The 18176-nt window shown below is 71.8% G+C and carries 16 protein-coding genes and 1 pseudogene; 13 read left to right on the plus strand and 4 right to left on the minus strand.

Going from position 1 to position 18176, the window contains the following annotated elements:
• Positions 1–105: 105 nt before the first annotated feature.
• The gene (locus tag ACLBX8_RS28285) at positions 106–1794 is read left to right on the plus strand and encodes a methyl-accepting chemotaxis protein (protein WP_447716186.1); all 1689 of its coding nucleotides are present in this window, start codon (positions 106–108) and stop codon (positions 1792–1794) included.
• Between the two features lie 4 nt (positions 1795–1798).
• Here ACLBX8_RS28285 and ACLBX8_RS28290 read toward each other — a convergent pair whose 3' ends face one another.
• Positions 1799–2656, minus strand: coding sequence for a S49 family peptidase (locus ACLBX8_RS28290; protein WP_447716187.1), 858 nt, complete (start codon positions 2654–2656; stop codon positions 1799–1801).
• Positions 2657–2902: 246 nt separating this feature from the next.
• Between ACLBX8_RS28290 and ACLBX8_RS28295 the strand changes: the two genes are divergently transcribed.
• From ACLBX8_RS28295 to ACLBX8_RS28320, 6 genes are all read left to right on the plus strand, one after another.
• Positions 2903–3232 (plus strand): hypothetical protein, encoded by a 330-nt coding sequence (locus tag ACLBX8_RS28295; protein ID WP_056532391.1) that lies wholly within the window; start codon positions 2903–2905, stop codon positions 3230–3232.
• Positions 3233–3445: 213 nt separating this feature from the next.
• Positions 3446–6178 (plus strand): DNA gyrase subunit A, encoded by a 2733-nt coding sequence (gyrA, locus tag ACLBX8_RS28300; protein ID WP_091927538.1) that lies wholly within the window; start codon positions 3446–3448, stop codon positions 6176–6178.
• A gap of 49 nt (positions 6179–6227) precedes the next feature.
• Positions 6228–6731, plus strand: coding sequence for a pantetheine-phosphate adenylyltransferase (gene coaD / locus ACLBX8_RS28305; RefSeq protein ID WP_020095391.1), 504 nt, complete (start codon positions 6228–6230; stop codon positions 6729–6731).
• A gap of 27 nt (positions 6732–6758) precedes the next feature.
• Positions 6759–7307: a peptidylprolyl isomerase gene (locus tag ACLBX8_RS28310; RefSeq protein WP_020095390.1), complete on the plus strand. Its 549-nt coding sequence runs from the start codon at positions 6759–6761 to the stop codon at positions 7305–7307.
• Between the two features lie 7 nt (positions 7308–7314).
• A complete protein-coding gene (locus tag ACLBX8_RS28315) occupies positions 7315–7812 on the plus strand; it encodes a hypothetical protein (RefSeq protein ID WP_447699190.1) in 498 nt (165 codons plus the stop codon).
• Positions 7813–7889: 77 nt separating this feature from the next.
• Positions 7890–8348: a peptidylprolyl isomerase gene (locus ACLBX8_RS28320; protein WP_010686120.1), complete on the plus strand. Its 459-nt coding sequence runs from the start codon at positions 7890–7892 to the stop codon at positions 8346–8348.
• A 152-nt stretch (positions 8349–8500) separates the two neighbouring features.
• Here the strand turns inward: ACLBX8_RS28320 and mobA are convergent, their stop codons facing one another.
• From mobA to ACLBX8_RS28335, 3 genes are all read right to left on the minus strand, one after another.
• The gene (mobA, locus tag ACLBX8_RS28325; protein WP_244534938.1) at positions 8501–9049 is read right to left on the minus strand and encodes a molybdenum cofactor guanylyltransferase MobA; all 549 of its coding nucleotides are present in this window, start codon (positions 9047–9049) and stop codon (positions 8501–8503) included.
• Between the two features lie 70 nt (positions 9050–9119).
• Complete coding sequence (locus ACLBX8_RS28330) at positions 9120–10268, minus strand: Mrp/NBP35 family ATP-binding protein (RefSeq protein ID WP_447699189.1); 1149 nt, start codon at positions 10266–10268, stop codon at positions 9120–9122.
• Positions 10269–10423: 155 nt separating this feature from the next.
• Positions 10424–10726, minus strand: coding sequence for a hypothetical protein (locus tag ACLBX8_RS28335; protein WP_447716188.1), 303 nt, complete (start codon positions 10724–10726; stop codon positions 10424–10426).
• Between the two features lie 127 nt (positions 10727–10853).
• On the opposite strand from ACLBX8_RS28335, the gene ACLBX8_RS28340 reads away from it, so the two are divergent.
• The 6 genes and pseudogenes from ACLBX8_RS28340 to ACLBX8_RS28365 all read left to right on the plus strand — a co-directional run.
• The gene (locus ACLBX8_RS28340; RefSeq protein ID WP_010686116.1) at positions 10854–11357 is read left to right on the plus strand and encodes a pyridoxamine 5'-phosphate oxidase family protein; all 504 of its coding nucleotides are present in this window, start codon (positions 10854–10856) and stop codon (positions 11355–11357) included.
• Positions 11358–11479: 122 nt separating this feature from the next.
• Positions 11480–12772: a nicotinate phosphoribosyltransferase gene (gene pncB / locus ACLBX8_RS28345; RefSeq protein ID WP_447699187.1), complete on the plus strand. Its 1293-nt coding sequence runs from the start codon at positions 11480–11482 to the stop codon at positions 12770–12772.
• 276 nt (positions 12773–13048) lie between these two features.
• Positions 13049–14503 (plus strand): MmgE/PrpD family protein, encoded by a 1455-nt coding sequence (locus ACLBX8_RS28350; protein ID WP_447699186.1) that lies wholly within the window; start codon positions 13049–13051, stop codon positions 14501–14503.
• 114 nt (positions 14504–14617) lie between these two features.
• The gene (locus ACLBX8_RS28355; protein ID WP_447699185.1) at positions 14618–16717 is read left to right on the plus strand and encodes an AI-2E family transporter; all 2100 of its coding nucleotides are present in this window, start codon (positions 14618–14620) and stop codon (positions 16715–16717) included.
• 108 nt (positions 16718–16825) lie between these two features.
• On the plus strand, positions 16826–17614 hold the full coding sequence (gene hisN, locus ACLBX8_RS28360; protein ID WP_447699184.1) for a histidinol-phosphatase: 789 nt from the start codon (positions 16826–16828) through the stop codon (positions 17612–17614).
• A 46-nt stretch (positions 17615–17660) separates the two neighbouring features.
• Positions 17661–18176 (plus strand): annotated as a pseudogene (locus tag ACLBX8_RS28365) (hypothetical protein); the annotation flags it as partial.

The raw sequence follows: 18176 nt of genomic DNA on the forward strand, positions 1-18176 counted from the left end.
TTCTGGCGAACCTTAACCCGTCGTTTCAACCTCACGACAGAGTGTTCGGCCGGCTATAGGCACGGATACCAATAAATGCGCACACATTCCTATTCGTTGCGCAAGATGACTCTGTCTACGAAAGTCATCCTGCTGGCGATGCTCGCCGTGACACTCACCGCCGGCGCCATTTGGATCACGGTCTCGCGGCAGACCTGGTCGCAGATGGAGGCGCGTCAGCGCACCAACGGCGAGCGCAACCTGAGAACTCTGGCGCTCGTGCTGGCGGCGCGGGTCGAGGGCGCGGCGGCGGATCTCGATGGCGCGCGCGTCGCCCGGGTGTCGACGCCGAGCCTGTCGGGCTTTGCCGATGCCGGCGTCGTGGACGACGCCGTCGCCTACTCGGGCGGCCTGGCGACGGTATTCAGCTACGAGCCCGCCTCCGACAGCTTCGTGCGGCGCCAGACCACGGTGCGCCGGGAGGACGGGACCCGCGCGGTCGGCACGGCGCTCGCCGCCGACAGCCCGGCCCAGGCCGCGATCCGCGCCGGGCGGACCTACGAGGGGCCGGCGACCCTGTTCGGGCGGCGCTACTACACGGTGTATCAGCCGACGGTCGACGCCGCCGGCAAGGTGAACGGGATCCTGTTCGTCGGTCTGCCGATCGAGATGTACTTCGACGCCCATGCCCAGACGATGACGAGCCTCAGCGTCGCCGCCCTGATCATCGCGGTGCTGGCCTGCGCCCTCGTGGGGCTGGCGGCGGCGCGACTGTTCCGGCCCTTCGCGACGATCGCCGCGCGGATCGAGGCCCTCGCGGCCGGCGACCTGGACTCGGCGATCCCCCACGCGGCGCGCGGCGACGAGATCGGCACGGTGGCGCGCGCCCTCGAGGTGCTGCGCGTCTCCGGCCTGCGGACCCGGGAACTCGAGAGCCTGCAGAGCGCGGGCGCGGCCGACGAGACGCGGCGGCGGGCCGCCCTCGACCGCGCCATCGAGGCGTTCCGGGGCCAGATCGTCCGCCTGAAGGACGCGCTGACCGCCAGCACCGGCGCGATGCGCGCCCGGGCCGGCGAGATGGCGGCCAGCTCCGCCGAGGCGGAGGCCGCCGTCGCCGAGACCGAGCGCGGCTCGCACGAGACCTCCGCAAGCGTCCAGACCGTCGCGAGCGCCGCCGAGGAGCTCTCCGCCTCCATCGCGGAGATCGGAACCCAGCTCGACCAGGCCGAGGCCCTGGTAACCACGGCCGCCGCGGAGTCGGACGCCATGAACGCCGAGATCGGCGAGCTCGCCGAGGCCGCAGGGCGCATCGGCGCGGTGGTCGGGCTGATCCGCCAGATCGCCGAGCAGACCAACCTGCTGGCGCTCAACGCCACGATCGAGTCCGCCCGGGCCGGCGCCGCCGGCAAGGGCTTCGCCGTGGTGGCCGCGGAGGTGAAGGCGCTGGCGTCGCAGACCGCGCGGGCGACCGAGGAGATCGGCAGCCAGATCGCCGGCGTGCAGGCCTCGACGACGGCGGCCGTGGCGGCCATCGGCCGGATGGGCGAGCGGATGCGGGCGGTCAGCGCCACCACGGGTGGGATCGCGTCGGCGGTCTCGGCCCAGGGCGCGGCCACCGCCGAGATCTCCCGCAACGTCGCCGACACGGCCGGCGCCACCGAGGCCATCGCGGGCGGCCTGACCACGGTGGCCGGCGCCGCGCGGCGCTCGGCCCGCATGGCCGCCACGGTCACCGAGGCGGCTCAGACCGTCGACGCGGTCGCGGCCGACCTCGAGGGCGAGATCGAGCGCTTCCTCGGTCAGGTCGCGGCCTGAGCCCTCAGAGCCCGTAGCGGGCGAAGGCCGCGCGCTCCGCGAACGCGGCCATCGCTCCCTCGGCCAGGTCGATCCCGCCCGGCGCGCCGCCCCGGCGCAGGATGCGGGAGAGCAGGCCGCCGCGCGCCTCGGCGACGAGGCGCAGGTCGACCTTCTCGCCGAAGCGCGCGCGCATCGCGGTGCGCACGTCGCCCAGCGCGTCGACGAGGCCGAGGGGCAGCGCCTGCCGCCCGGTCCAGACCGCGCCGGTGAACAGGTTCTCGGACGTCGACAGGCCCGGGCGCCGGGCCGTGACGAGCCCGGTGAACAGGTCCTGCACGTCGGCCTGGATGCGCTTCAGGCGCTCCACGTCGGCGGGATCCTCCGGGCGGAACGGGTCGAGCATCGACTTCGCCTCGCCCTGCGTGTGCACCCGGCGCTCGACGCCGAGCTTCTCCAGGAGGCCGTGGAAGCCGAAGCCGGCGGAGACCACGCCGATCGAGCCGACGATCGAGGTCGGGTCGGCGACGATCTCGTCGGCCGCGCAGGCGATCATGTAGCCGCCGGAGGCCGCGACATCCTCCACGAAGGCGATCACCGGTACGCCCTTCTCCTCGGCCAGCGCCCGGATGCGGCGGTGGATCAGGTGCGACTGCGCCGGCGAGCCGCCGGGCGAGTTGATCACCAGGGCCACCGCCTTCACCCCCGGCATCCCGAAGGCGGACTCCAGGCTGCCCGCGACACCCCCGATCGAGAGCCCCGGCCGGAGCGGCGAGACCGCCCCGATCGTGCCCGACAGCCGGACCACCGCGACCCGCGGGCGTCGGTCCCGGAAGCGGCGCGGGAGGAGGGCACGGAATGTGTCGGGGAACGCGAACGCCATGGGGTCTTACGCGGCTCGTCGGGAAGCCGGGCGGGAGACGGCCCGGAAGCGCCTGTCGTCGGAAACTGGGCGCTTTCCGGCCCCGCGCAAGGGCGGTGCGCGAGGGTGGTGCGCGAGGGCGGCGCATCTGCGCAGTCGGAACGGATCGAACCGTTTGCCGACCTTGGCCGTTTCAGGCGACGGCGCGAGCCTCGTGCCGGCCCGGATCCGCTGGACTCGGACGGGCGCTCACACGGGAGAGAAACGATGCGACCCTGGCCGATCCTGGTCCTCCTCGCCGCGCTGCTCGGCGGGCTGGCGAGTGCGCCCGCGCGCGCGGCGCCCCTGCCGGTCCCCGCGAGCGCCGAGGCCGCCGCGCCCGCCCCCGCGGTGCAGCAGGCCCACTGGCGCCACCGCCGCCACTGGCACCGCCGCCACCACTGGCGCCGCCACTGGCACCACCGCCGCCACCACTGGCACCGTCGCCATCACTGGCACCGGCACCACCATTTCCGCCGGCACTGGCACCGCCACCACGTCTGGCATGGCCGCCCGTACGCCCGTCCGTACGGCCACCGGCACGTCACGTTCTACTGAGCGCGGCCCTGCGCGTCCCGGCCCGATCCGGCCGGGACGCATCCCTGCCGGGACGCGCGCCGGCAGCCGCGCTGCGACCTTGCGGGCGGCCTCGGAAAACCTTATTTAACCGTCTGATATCACTGCTCTTCCGAGAGGCCGTTCCGGCGCATCGCGCGCCACCCGGGAACGACCGTGAGCACCGCCCGTCCGGGCTTCAGAACGGATACCGACTTGGCCGAGAACGATCCGACTGGCGCCGCCCCGCCCGCCAGCGACATCCGCCCCGTCTCCATCACCGACGAGATGCGCCGCTCCTACCTCGATTACGCGATGAGCGTGATCGTGAGCCGGGCGCTTCCCGACGCCCGCGACGGTCTCAAGCCGGTGCACCGGCGCATCCTCTACTCCGCCTTCGAATCCGGGCACCTGCCCGAGCGGAAATACGTCAAGTCGGCCCGCATCGTCGGCGACGTGATCGGTCTGTACCACCCGCACGGCGACCAATCGATCTACGACGCCCTCGTGCGGATGGCGCAGGACTTCTCCATGCGCCTCATGCTCATCGACGGGCAGGGCAATTTCGGCTCGGTGGACGGCGATCCGCCGGCCGCCATGCGCTACACCGAATCGCGGCTGGCCAAGCCCGCGACCGCGCTGCTCACCGACATCGACAAGAACACCGTCGATTTCGGACCGAACTACGACGAGTCGCGCGAGGAGCCGACCGTCCTGCCGGCCCGCTTCCCGAACCTGCTGGTCAACGGCGCCGGCGGCATCGCGGTCGGCATGGCGACCAACATCCCGCCGCACAATCTCGGCGAGCTGATCGACGCCTGCGTGGCGCTGATCGACGACCCGGGCCTGACCATCGAGCAGCTCACCGAGATCGTGCCCGGCCCGGACTTCCCGACCGGCGGCATGATCCTCGGCCGGGCCGGCACGCGGCAGGCCTACGCGACGGGCCGCGGCTCGGTGATCATGCGCGCCAAGTCGCATGTCGAGGAGCTGCGCAAGGAGCGCGAGGCGCTGATCTTCACCGAGATCCCCTATCAGGTGAACAAGGCGACGCTCGTCGAGAAGATCGCCGAGCTGGTGAAGGAGAAGCGCGTCGAGGGCATCTCGGACCTGCGCGACGAATCCGACCGGACGGGCATGCGCATCGTCGTCGAGATCAAGCGCGACGCCATGGCCGACGTGGTGCTGAACCAGCTCTACCGGTTCACGCCGCTGCAGAGCTCCTTCGGCTGCAACATGGTGGCGCTGAACGGCGGCCGCCCCGAGCTGATGAACCTGAAGGACCTGCTCCAGGCCTTCGTGGACTTCCGCGAGGAGGTCGTCTCCCGCCGGACCAAGTTCCTCCTCGGCAAGGCGCGCGAGCGCGCCCACGTCTTGTGCGGCCTCGCGATCGCGGTCGCCAACATCGACGAGGTGATCCGCCTGATCCGGACCTCGCCGGACCCGAACACGGCCCGCGAGGCCCTGATGGCCCGCGACTGGCCGGCCCACGACATCGCGCCGCTGATCGCGCTCGTGGACGACCCGCGCCACCGCGTCGCCGAGGACGGCACCTACCGCCTGTCCGAGACCCAGGCCCGCGCCATCCTCGACCTGCGCCTGCAGCGCCTCACGGCTCTCGGCCGCGACGAGGTCGGCGACGAGCTGAAGACCCTGGCCGACGAGATCGCCGACTACCTCGACATCCTGCGCTCGCGCGCCCGCATCCAGGGCATCGTCAAGGGCGAGCTCGCCGAGGTCCGCGAGCAGTTCGCCACCCCGCGCCGGACCGAGATCGTCGATTTCGACGGCAGCGTCGAGGACGAGGACCTGATCGCCCGCGAGGACATGGTGGTGACCGTGTCGCACGCCGGCTACGTGAAGCGCGTGCCGCTCTCGACCTACCGGGCCCAGCGCCGCGGCGGCAAGGGCCGCTCCGGCATGGCGACCCGCGACGAGGATTTCGTCACCCGCCTGTTCGTGGCCAACACCCACACGCCGGTGCTGTTCTTCTCCAGCCAGGGCCAGGCCTACAAGGAGAAGGTGTGGCGCCTGCCGATGGCCGCCCCGAACGCCCGCGGCAAGGCGCTGGTGAATATCCTGCAGTTGCAGGACACCTCCGAGCGCATCACCACGATCATGCCGCTGCCCGAGGACGAGGCGTCCTGGGAGACGCTCGACGTGATGTTCGCGACCGCGCGCGGCAACGTCCGGCGCAACAAGCTCTCGGACTTCACCACGGTGAACCGCAACGGCAAGATCGCCATGAAGCTCGACCCGGGCGACCACATCGTCCACGTCGAGATCTGCCGGCCGGACCAGAACGTGCTGCTGACCACCGCTCTGGGTCAGTGCATCCGCTTCCCCGTCGAGGACGTGCGCGTCTTCAAGGGCCGCGACTCCACGGGCGTGCGCGGCATCCTGCTGGCCAAGGACGACCGGGTCATCTCGATGACCATCCTGAACGCCTTCGACGCCAGCGCCGAGGAGCGGGCCGGCTACCTGAAGATGCGCCGCGCCGTGACCGGCGAGGCCGAGGAGAACGGCGACGCGGAGCCCGAGGACGGCGCCGAGGCGGCGGCGATCTCGCTCGACCGCTACAACGAGATGGGCGCGGCCGAGCAGTACGTGCTGACCCTGTCGGAGCGGGGCTTCGGCAAGCGCTCCTCGTCGTTCGAGTACCGGACCTCGGGACGCGGCGGGAAGGGCATCACGGCGATGCGGGTCAATGCCCGCAACGGCAGCCTCGTGGCGTCCTTCCCGGTCGAGGCCTCGGACCAGATCATGCTGGTCACCGACGGCGGCCAGCTGATCCGCGTGCCGGTGGACGACATCCGCATCGTCGGCCGCGCCTCGCAGGGCGTGACGGTGTTCAACACCGCCAAGGACGAGAAGGTCGTCTCGGTGGAGCACATCGAGGGCGAGGACGAGGGCGCCGAGGCCGGTCCCGAGGGCGGCGAGGAGGCCTGAGGCGCCGCCCGGTTCCGTCCGGCGCGAAAATGCTCTAGGTCGGGTCGCGATGACCCGCACTGCCCTCTACGCCGGCTCGTTCGATCCGGTCACGAACGGCCATCTCGACGTGGTCCGCCAGGCCTGCAGGCTGGTGGACCGCCTCGTGATCGCCATCGGCGTCCACCCCGGCAAGGCCCCGCTGTTCTCCGCCGAGGAGCGGGCGGCGCTGCTGAGCGAGACCTGCGGGCCAGTGGCCCAGGCCGAGGGTGCGGCGCTGGAGATCGTTACCTTCAACGATCTCGCCGTCTCGGCCGCCCGGCGCTGCGGCGCCGCGATCTTCATCCGCGGCCTGCGCGACGGCACGGATCTCGACTACGAGATGCAGCTCGCCGGCATGAACGGCGCCATGGCGCCCGAGGTGCAGACCGTGTTCCTGCCCGCCTCGACGCAGGCCCGCCCGATCACCGCGACGCTGGTGCGCCAGATCGCCGGCATGGGGGGCGACGTCTCGCCCTTCGTGCCCGCGGCGGTCGCCGCGCGCCTCCGGCAGCGCTTCGCCGCCCATTCCTGACACCGGCCCGACCCTGGAAGGACTTCGATGAACCGACGCCACGCCCTCCTCGCGCTCGCCCTGACGCTCGGCACCGCCCAGGCGGCCCGGGCCGCCGACGCCAACACGGTCTATCTCCAGACCAAGGACGGGCGGATCACCATCGAGCTGCGGCCCGACATCGCGCCCAAGCACGTCAAGCAGATCAAGACCCTCGTCTCGCAGGGCTTCTACAACGGCCTCAAGTTCCACCGCGTCATCGACGGGTTCATGGCCCAGACCGGCGACCCGAAGGGCAACGGCACCGGCGGCTCCAGCCTGCCGAACATCCCGGCCGAGTTCACGCAGTCGGCCCAGTTCCGCCGCGGCACCGTGGGCATGGCCCGCTCGCAGGATCCGAACTCGGCGAACTCGCAGTTCTTCATCTGCCTCGGCGACGCGCCGTTCCTGAACGGCCAGTACACGATCGTCGGTAACGTCACGGACGGGCTCGACGTCCTCGACAAGATCAAGAAGGCCGCCCCGGGCGCGCCGGGCGGGGCCGTCCAGGATCCCGACAAGATCGTCAGCATGACGCTCGCCGAGAAGGCCAAGTAGCGGCCGCATGCCGGGCCGGCGCGCCGCCTCGATCCTCCTGCTGAGCTTGATCCCGGCGGCCGCCGCGGCCTATGACGGCGCGCCGTTCTACGGCTACGCCGACGAGCCCGGGGGCGGCTACCCGCTGAGCCTGCCCCAGACCCTGCGCGCCACGGTCCCGGTCCCGGTCGCCCGGATGGCGACCAAGCCCGCCGACACCCTGGCCGAGCTCTACCCGGCGCTCGCCGCCTGCTGGCAGGCACCGGGCGGCCTCGGCCGCCCGAGCGCCGGGTCCGACGACATCGAGATCACCCTGCGGCTCGCGCTGCGGCGCGACGGCAGCCTGATCGGGCCGCCCCGCGTCACCTACGCGGCGGGGGTCGCGGGCGATCGGCGGAATACCCTGGTGCGCGGGACCCTCGACGCCCTCGCGCGCTGCACCCCGGTCCACATCACGCCGGGTCTGGGCCGGGCGATCGCGGGGCGGCCGGTGGCGCTCCGCTTCGTCTACCGCCCGCCGGCCTGAGCGCCGGCGAGACCGACACGGGCGCTGGCCGGATCCGGCACGCGCCGATACAGTTCCCCCAACCGGAAGGAAAGACTATGGCCGACAACGAGACCATCGTGCTGGAGACCACCAAGGGCCGCGTCGTGATCGCGCTGCGCCCCGACCTCGCCCCGGGCCACGTCGAGCGCATCAAGACGCTCGCCGCCCAGGGCTTCTACGACGGCGTGCCGTTCCACCGGGTGATCGACGGGTTCATGGCCCAGACCGGCGACCCGACCGGCACCGGCTCGGGCGGCTCCGACCTGCCGGACCTGAAGGCCGAGTTCAACGCCGAGCCGCACGTGCGCGGCACCTGCTCGATGGCGCGGACGAACTTCCCGCACTCGGCGAACTCGCAGTTCTTCATCTGCTTCGACGACGCCCGCTTCCTCGACAAGCAGTACACGGTGTGGGGCAAGGTCGTGGAAGGCATGGACGTGGTCGACACGATCAACAAGGGCGAGCCGCCGCGCTCGCCGGACAAGATCGTGAAGGCGACCGTCGCGGCGGCCTGAGCTCGGATCAAGCCTCACAGCCGAAGCCATCTCTCGATGGCTTCGGCTGTACCGTCTTTGCGAGCGGAGCGAAGCAATCCAGTAGCGCCGCGTCTTCACGCGTCGCGCTGCCCTGGGTCACTTCGCTTCGCTCGCGATGACGGCGGGCCGCATCACCCGCGGTCCAGGGCTTCCGCCGCCGCCAGATCCGCCGGCGAATTGATGTTGAGGAACGGGTCCACCGGCTCGACCGGCCAGGTCGCGACCGCGGCCCCGTGGCGCGCGATGAAGGCGCCGACGCGCCGCTCGCCGCGTTCGAGATAGTCCCGAAGCGCGTCGCTCAGAGCCGTCGGCCAGAGCGCGATCGTGTAGTGCTGCCGCTCCCCTGAGGCCGCGAGCGCGATGCCGGTCTCCGGTCCGGCCGCGCCGAGGCGCGCTACCAGATCCTCCGGCAGGAACGGCGCGTCGCCCGACACGCTCACCACCCGCGCGATACCCCGCGCGCCGGCGTGCTCCAGCCCGGCGAGGATGCCGGCGAGCGGGCCCGGCTGATCCGGCACGGGGTCCGGCAGGACCGGACCGGGAAAGCCGGAGAACCGCGCCGGGTCGCCGTTGGCGCTGAGCGCCAGTCCCGCCCCGCATTGCGGCCCGAGCCGCTCGACCACCCGCTCCAGCAGGGTCCGCCCCCCGAGCCGCAGCAGCGGCTTGTCGCCCCCGCCCATCCGCCGCGCCCGCCCGCCGGCGAGGATCAGGCCCAGGACCGGCGGCGGAAGAGGCGGGGAGGGCACAGGATCACTCGAAGACGATCTTCGGCGCCGTCCGCCCGGCCGGAGCGCCGGACAGGTTCGCCCAGAGCTGGGCGGCGATGTCCCGGTAGACCTTGGCGTGCGGCCCCTCCGGATCGGTCGCCACCACCGGCCGACCGGCATCCGAGGTCTCGCGGATGATCATGTTCAGCGGCACCTCGCCGAGGAACGGCACGCCGAGCCGCTGCGCCTCGTTCCGCGCGCCGCCGTGCCCGAAGATGTGCGAGGCGTGGCCGCAATTCGGGCAGACGAAGGTCGCCATGTTCTCGATCACGCCGAGGATCGGCACCGCGACCTTCTTGAACATGGTCACGCCGCGCCGCGCGTCGATCAGCGCGAGATCCTGCGGGGTGGAGACGATCACGGCGCCGGAGAGCGGCGTCGCCTGCGCCATGGTGAGCTGCGCGTCGCCGGTGCCGGGCGGCATGTCGACGAGCAGCACGTCGAGCTCGCCCCAGAGCACGTCGCGCAGCATCTGGGTGATGGCCGACTGCACCATCGGGCCGCGCCAGATCATGGCGGTCTCAGGCTCGATCAGGAAGCCGATCGACATGACCTTGAGGCCGTAGCCGACCATCGGCTCCATGGCCTTGTTGTCGACGACGTTGGGCTTGCCCGAGAGCCCGAACAGCTTCGGCACGGAGGGGCCGTAGATGTCAGCGTCGAGGAGGCCGACCTTCAGCCCCTGCGCCTGGAGCGCCAGGGCGAGGTTGCAGGCGGTGGTCGACTTGCCGACGCCGCCCTTGCCGGAGGCGACCGCCACGATGTGGCGCACGCCCGCGATCTGCGGGCCCTGGTTCGGCGGCGCGCCGGGCCGCGGCGGCGCGACCGGAGGCGGCGTCACGGGCCGGGGAGCGGCGCCGCTCTGGGCCGGGTGGCTCTGGTTCCGCTCGGAGGTGAGGCTCGCGAACACGCCCGAGACGCCCGGCATCTTCAGGACGCGCCCCTCGGCCTGGCGCCGCACCGGCTCGAACCGCTCGGCCTCGCTGGGATCGACGAGGATCGAGAACATCACGCGGCTGTTCGGATCGACCACGACCTGGGACAGCCGTCCCGAGCCGGGCAGGGTGGTGCCGGCGGCATCGACGGTGACGTCGGCGAGCGCCTTCAGCACGTCGTCGCGGGTGATCGCCAAAATCGTTCTCCACCGGGGCAAGCAGGTATGCCAGTGCATGTAACCGAGCGGGCCCAGAACACCAGACCCCGGGCCCGAGATCGGCGCGCGCCGGTGGCCCGCGTCCCCGCGGCCATCCCGCGCTGGAGCGGGGCGCCGCCCGGACCGGGCCGGCGTCAGTGCGGCCGGGCGATGAGGTTGCACGCCTCCATCGGGCCGCGGACCACGGTCCCGTCGCCGCGCCGGTAGACCCCGTGCCGCAGGCGACGGCAGCCGAGGGGGCCGCGCAGGCGCTTCACGCGCTCGATGTGGACGCTGCCGTAGCGGCGGTTCGAGAAATCGTGGCCGCCGATGCGCACGCCCGGGCCGAAGCGCACCTCGGCGCCGGCCGGCCGAGCGCCGAGACAGAGGGCGCCGAGACAGAGGGCGCCGAGCGCCAGCGCCGCGACCGTACGCCCCAATCTCCGAACACCTCGCATACGAACCTCCTCACCGCACGGGCAAGCTGAACCAACCGGAGACTGATCCGTTGTCGGGGCAGCCTTCGGGCGGGGCACCCTTCGGAGACCCCGCCGGGACCGAAACGACGCGTAGGAGACCACTTTCATGCATCAGGGCAACCACCGCGACCACGAGGGCGCGAAGAAGCTGTTCGAGCTCATCAAGGACGTGAAGATCGCCATGATGACCACCGTCGACTCCGACGGCACGCTCAACAGCCGCCCGATGTGGAACAACGACGCCGACGAGAACGGCGACCTGTGGTTCTTCACCAAGCTGCACTCGCCCAAGACGGCCGAGATCAGCAAGGATAACCAGATCAACCTCGCCTATTCCGACCCGTCGAGCCAGAACTACGTCTCGGTGGCCGGCAAGGCGGAGATCGTCCGCGACCAGTCGATCATCGACGCGAAGTGGAATGAGAGCCTGAAGACCTGGTTCCCGAACGGGAAGAACGATCCCGAAGTCGCGCTGATCCGCGTTCACCCGGAGAAGGGCGAGTACTGGGACAGCCCCAACAGCACGATGCTGCACCTCTACGGCTACGTGAAGGCCTCGCTCACCGGGGAGAGCCCGAAGACCGAGACCAAGAAGGTCGACCTCGCCTGAGGATCGGTCGTCAGGATCGGCGGTTTCGCGGGCGGTCTCCGGGCGGAGGCCGCCCGTCTTCTTGACGTGTGCGGTCCCGGCATGCGCTCTGCGCGTTCCAAGCGCGGCAGAGTGCCTGACGAATGCTCGATCTGGCGAAACGGGTCTACGATCACAGTTTCCGCATCGACCCGATCGTGCGGTCGCTCCTCGACACCGATTTCTACAAGCTCCTGATGGCGCAGACGATCCTGCGCCGGCACCCCGACATCCAGACCACCTTCGGCATCACCAACCGCACCCGCCGGATCCGGATCGCCGACGAGGTCGATGCCGGGCTGCTGCGGGAACAGCTCGACCACGCCCGGACGCTGCGCCTCAGCAAGGGCGAGATCACGTGGCTGCGGGGCAACGTGTTCCGCGGCCAGGGACGCATCCTCGGCCCCGAATTCGTCTCCTGGTTCGAGACCTTCCAGCTCCCCGAATACGAGCTCGCCGTCCATGACGGCCAGTACGAGCTGACTTTCCACGGCCCCTGGGTCGAGACCACCATGTGGGAGGTCCCGGCGCTCGCGATCCTGAACGAGCTGCGGGCGCGGGCCGTGCTGCGGGGCCTCGGCAAACTCGACCTGCAGGTGCTCTACGCCCGCGCCATGACCCGGGTCTGGGAGAAGATCGAGCGGCTGCAGAGGCTTCCGGACCTGTCGGTGGCGGATTTCGGCACGCGTCGGCGCCACGGATTCCTGTGGCAGGACTGGTGCGTCCAGGCCATGGCGGAGGGCCTGGACGGCGCGTTCCTCGGCACCTCCAACTGCCTGATCGCGGCCCGGCAGGAGGTCGAGCCGGTGGGGACGAACGCCCACGAATTGCCGATGGTCTACGCGGCGCTCGCCGAGGACGACGCGGCGCTCGCCGCCGCGCCCTACGCGGTGCTCGCCGACTGGCAGGAGGATTACGGCGGCAACCTGCTGGTGATCCTGCCCGATACCTACGGAACCACCGGATTCCTGGCGAACGCCCCGGACTGGGTCAGCGACTGGACCGGCATACGCATCGACTCGAAGGACCCGATCGAGGGCGGCGAGGAGGTCATCCGCTTCTGGCAGGATCGCGGGCACGACCCGCGGGAGAAGCTCGCGATCTTCTCGGACGGCCTCGACATCGACGAGATCGAGCGCATCCACGCCCGGTTCCACGGGCGCATGCGCATCGGCTACGGCTGGGGCACGCTGCTCACCAACGATTTCCGCGGGCTGCTGCCGGACGGCAAGCTCGACCCGGTCTCCATCGTCTGCAAGGTCACGCAGGCCGACGGCCGGCCGACCGTGAAGCTCTCCGACAATCCCACCAAGGCGCAGGGCCCGTCCGACGAGGTCGCCCGGTACCGGCGCGTCTTCGGCGTGGGCGCGCAGGAGGCGTTGCCGGTGGTGGTGTGAAGGAAGTTCGTACCGTTTCCGGTTGATCAGATCGTTCCGCCGTCCTTGCGAGCGGAGCGAAGCAATCCAGATAGCGCCACGCTCCCTGCTGTCCCGCAGCCCTGGGTTGCTTCGCTGCGCTCGCAAGGACGGAGCGGGCCGCACCGACCGAAGCGTTCAACCGGAAACGGTATCAGACCCGCCGCGGTGAAACACGGAGGCCGCCGCCCCAGGGATGAATTCATTATCATGCCCGGCAATCGGGGCGCCTCGGGCGGCCCTGTCCGGGAGAACGCCATGTCGATGAATCGCCGCTCGCTCATCGGGGCCGCGGGCCTCGCCCTGGCGGCGCCCGCCCTGCAGGGCGCGCAGGCGGCCGAGGCCGCGAAGCCGGCCGCGAAGGCAGCGCCGCCGCACGTCACGAAGATCCTCGCGCAGTGGATCCTGGGATCCTCCTACGACACCCTGCCGGAGCCCGTCCGCCGCGAGGGCGTGCGTAGCTTCCTCAACTGGGTCGGGGTGGCGATCGGCGGCTCGCACCACGAGACCGTCGACGTGGCGGTCTCGGCGCTGCAGCCCTTCTCCGGGCCGCCGCAGGCCGGGCTGTTCGGACGGACCGAGCGGTTCGACATCATGAACGCCGCCTTCCTCAACGGCGTGTCGAGCCACATCTTCGACTTCGACGACACCCACCTGAAGACGATCATCCACCCGGCCGGCCCGGTCGCCTCGGCGATCCTGGCCTACGCGGCGATGAAACCGGTCTCCGGCAAGGACTTCCTCGAAGCCCTGGTGGTCGGGATCGAGGCCGAATGCCGGATCGGCAACGCGGTCTACCCGAACCACTACGATGCCGGGTGGCACATCACCGGCACCGCGGGCGTGTTCGGATCGGCCGCCGCCGCCGGCAAGCTGATGGGGCTCACCGAGCAGCAGATGGTCTACGCCCTCGGCCTCGCCGCCTCGCAGCCGGTGGGCCTGCGCGAGTCGTTCGGCTCGATGAACAAGAGCTTCAACCCGGGCCGGGCCGCGTCCAACGGACTGTTCGCGGCGATCCTGGCGGCCAAGGGCTTCACCTCGTCGGACGGCATGATCGAGGCCAAGCGCGGCTGGGCCAACACGATCTCCACCAAGCAGGACTGGTCGCAGATCACCGACGGCCTCGGCACCCGCTACGAGGCGCAGCTCAACACCTACAAGCCCTTCGCCTGCGGGATCGTCATGCACCCGACGATCGACGCGGCGATCCAGATCCGCGACCAGGACCACGTCAAGCCGGAGGACATCCAGCGCGTCGACCTGAAGGTCCACCCGCTCGTCCTGGAGCTGACCGGCAAGACCGCGCCGAAGACCGGCCTGGAGGGCAAGTTCAGCATCTACCACGCCGCCGCGGTGGCCTTCGTGGAGGGCGCGGGCGGCGAGAAGCAGTTCAGCGACCGGTCGGTGAACGATCCGCGGGTGGTGGCCCTGCGCCAGAAGGTGGTCCCGGCAATCACCCCCGGCGTCGATCCCGCGCAGGTCGACATGACCGTGACGCTGAACGACGGGCGGACCTTCCACCGGCATATCGAGCAGGCGATCGGCAGCGTCGAGAAGCCGATGTCGGACGCGCAGCTGGAGGCGAAATTCACCGACCTCGCCGCCGGGATCCTGCCGGACGCGCAGGCCAAGCGGGTGATGCAGCTGTGCTGGTCGCTGCCGGAGCTGAAGGATGCGGGCGACGTGGCGCGGGCCGGCGTCGCGGGGGCCTAACCTGAACGCGAAACCCTCGGGATCGATTTCGCGTCCTGTGCCGTTCCCCGTCCGCGAGGCTTCCGCCGCTCCCGGCGGCCGCCCGCGCGTGGCGTTCGGGACGTGGATCACGGTATGGGCACGAGAACCCCGGTCGGGGTCGAACCGGCAGCGCGGCCCGGGACTCCCCTGATCCCGCCGCGGCCGACCCGCGTCGCCGCGGCCGAGACGCCGCGGGCCGCCATGGCGTCGCCGGTCGTGGTCGGCGCCACCATCATCGCCGCCCTGTATTTCGGCCGCGAGATCTTCATCCCGATCGCGATCGCGCTGCTGCTGTCGTTCGTGCTGACGCCGCTGGTGAACCGCCTGCGGCGGCTGCGGCTGCCGCGGCTGGTGGCAGTGGGCGTCAGCGTGCTCCTGACCGTGGGCATCGTGGCCTCCCTGGCGACGCTGATCGGCATCCAGGCGGCCGATCTCGCGGGGGACGTCCCGCGTTACCGGGCCACGATCGAGCGCAAGATCAACGGCCTGCGCGACTCGCCCGTGGGCCACGTCACGGAATACGTCGCCAATATCGGCCGGGCGCTGCACGGCGGCGCCAAGGAGGCCGGGAGCCCGGAGGCGCAGCCGGCCGCGCCACCGCCGTCAACGTCGCCGGCATCGCCGCCGTCGACGCCGCCGTCGACGCCCTCGGCGGCTCCCGAGCCGGCCCAGGCCGCGCCCAAGCCCGTCCTCGTCGAGGTCGCCACGACCCCGCCGGGCTCCCTGGAGATGCTCTCGACCGTGCTCACGCCGGTGATGCATCCCCTGGCCACGGTCGGCATCGTCTTCGTGGTGCTGCTGTTCGTGCTGATGCAGCGCGAGGACCTGCGCGACCGCATGATCCGGCTGGCCGGATCGAGCGACCTGCACCGGACCACCGTGGCCATCGACGACGCGGCCAAGCGCCTGAGCCGCTACTTCGTGGTCCAGCTCGCCCTCAACGCCGCCTTCGGCGTGGTCATCGGCATCGGCCTCTACCTCATCGGCGTGCCGAACCCGGTGCTCTGGGCGATCTTCGCGGCCCTGATGCGCTTCGTGCCGTATCTCGGGGCGGTCCTGTCGGCGATCCTCCCGATGGCGCTCGCCGCGGCGGTCGATCCCGGCTGGAACATGATGATCGCCGTGGCGATCCTGTTCGTCGTCCTGGAGCCGCTGACCGGCCAGGTCTTCGAGCCGATCTTCTACGGGCAATCCACCGGGCTCTCGCCCTTCGCGGTCCTGGTCTCGGCCCTGTTCTGGACGTGGCTGTGGGGGCCGGTCGGCCTGCTGCTCTCGACGCCCCTGACCGTCTGCCTCGTGGTGCTCGGACGCTACGTCGAGCACCTGGAGTTCCTGGATGTGCTGTTCGGCGACCGGCCAGCGCTGACGCCGGTCCAGAACTTCTACCAGCGCATCCTGGCGGGCGATTCCGAGGAGGTGCTGGGCCATGCCGAGCTGATCCTGCAGCAATGCTCGCTCTCGTCCTACTACGACGACGTCGTGCTCAAGGCGCTGGAACTCGCCGCCCGCGACGCGGCCCGCGGGGTGCTGACCGCGCAGCAGAAGGGCGCGATGCGCGCCGCGCTCACCGAGCTGATCGCCGACCTCTCCGACCGCAGCGACGCCGTCGCGGGGGCGACGGGCGATGGCGAGGAGAGCGCCTGCAGCCCGCTCCCGATGGGGCCGGCCCCGGACGCGCTGCCCGCCGCCTGGACGCGCGAGGGCGCGGTGCTGTGCGTGGCGGGGCGCGGCTTCCTGGACGAGGCCGCGGCCGCGATCCTCGCGCAGATCCTGGAGAAGCGCGGCCTCGGCGTCCGCACGGTCCCGTTCGCCGAGACGGCCTCCGTGCGGATCGGCCGGTTCGAGGCCGGGCCTGCGCGGATCGCCTGCGTGGTCTCCCTGGCACTCGACGGCGAGCCGACGCACCTGCGCCGCCTGATCCGCCGGCTGCGCGGCCGGGTCCCGGGCGTTCCGGTCCTGCTCGGCCTGTGGCTCGCCCAGGACAGCGGGGCGAAACGCCTCGCCGGCGGGCCGGGGGGCGCCGAGGCCGACGCGCAGGTCGGATCGCTGCGCGAGGCCGTCGAGGCTATCCTGGCGGCCGCGCAGGAGGACGCGACCTGCGCGACCGCGACGGACGCATCGACGGACGCATCGGAGGGCACGTCGGACGCCTGCGGCCAGGCGGCGCGTCTGCCCGCGCCGGCCGGGGCGTGAGTCGCGGATGCGCGGGGGCGGGGGCTTGACGGGCAGGGGCGCGCGCCGGTTTCGTCGGGACGGGCCGTTTGGCCGGGCGGCCTTCGGGCGCAACAGGGGACGGAACGGATGAGTGTCGTCGAACTCGGCCGGTTCATGGACGACCTCGCGGACGCGTCCGGGAAGGCGATCCTGCCGTTCTTCCGCGCCCAGTTCGGCCTGGACGACAAGGCCCGCGGCGGGGCGCCGTTCGATCCGGTCACCGAGGCCGACCGGGCCGCCGAGGTCGTCCTCCGGGCGATGATCGGCCAGACCTTCCCGGGCCACGGCATCCTCGGCGAGGAATTCGGCGCGGAGCGCACCGACGCCGAGTGCGTCTGGGTCCTCGACCCGATCGACGGCACCCGCGCCTTCATCGGCGGCCTGCCGACCTGGGGAACCCTGATCGGGCTGACCCGCAACGGCGTGCCGGTGCGGGGGATGATGCACCAGCCCTATCTCGCGGAGCGGTTCACCGGGGACGGGCGCAGCGCCAAGCTCCGCGCGCCGGCGGGCGAGCGGACCCTGCGCACCCGCCGCTGCGGTGACCTCGCCCAGGCGATCCTGGCGACCACGGATCCCCGGCTGTTCGCGGCCGGCGACGAGGCCGAGCGATTCCGGGCGCTGGAAGGCCGGGTGCGGATGTCCCGCTACGGCGCGGATTGCTACGCCTACTGCATGCTGGCGGCCGGCCAGATCGACCTCGTGGTCGAGGCCGGGCTGAAGCCCTACGACATCGTCGCGCTGATCCCGATCGTCGAGGGAGCGGGGGGGCGGGTCACCGCCTGGGACGGCGGCTCGGCCGCCGGCGGCGGCCGCGTGATCGCGGCCGGCGACCCGCGGCTGCACGAGGCCGCGCTCAAGGTCCTGAACCCGTGACGCGCGTCGGCATCCAGGCCGTCCGCCGCCACGAAGGCCCGACCGCGTGCTGCTGAACGCGCTCATCCTGATCACGACCCTGGTGCCGAGCGCCGAGGCCAGCGCGGACGCCCTCGCGCGCGCCCTTCCGCCCCGCGCGACGGTCGCCGCCCCGGCGGACAGCCGGCCCCCGCGCTTCGACCCCGCGACCCGCTCCGTGTCCAACTGGCACGCCCAGACCGGCGCGCAGCTGACGCCGCGGGCGCTGGCGATCACCGCCTCGCTGGCCGACGATCCGCCCTACGTCGCCCGCTGCGTGCGGCTCAACAACGGCTGGTGCATCAAGTCCGCCCGCTGGTCCGGCGAGATCGGCGCCGACGGGGAGGGCCACACCGCCTTCGCTACCCTCGACGACGGCGCCGACGCCGCCGCGAGCCTGCTGCGGCGCTACTACCGCGACTACGGCCGCCGCACGGCGCTGGCCATCGTGCGCCGCTGGGCGCCGGCCGAGTGCCGCGTCGGTGCCGCCCCCGCGCGGCCGGGCCGGCCGGCGGCGGCGCCGGTCGTCTCGGCGGCCCTCGCG

The sequence above is a fragment of the Methylobacterium sp. D48H genome (assembly GCF_053345715.1).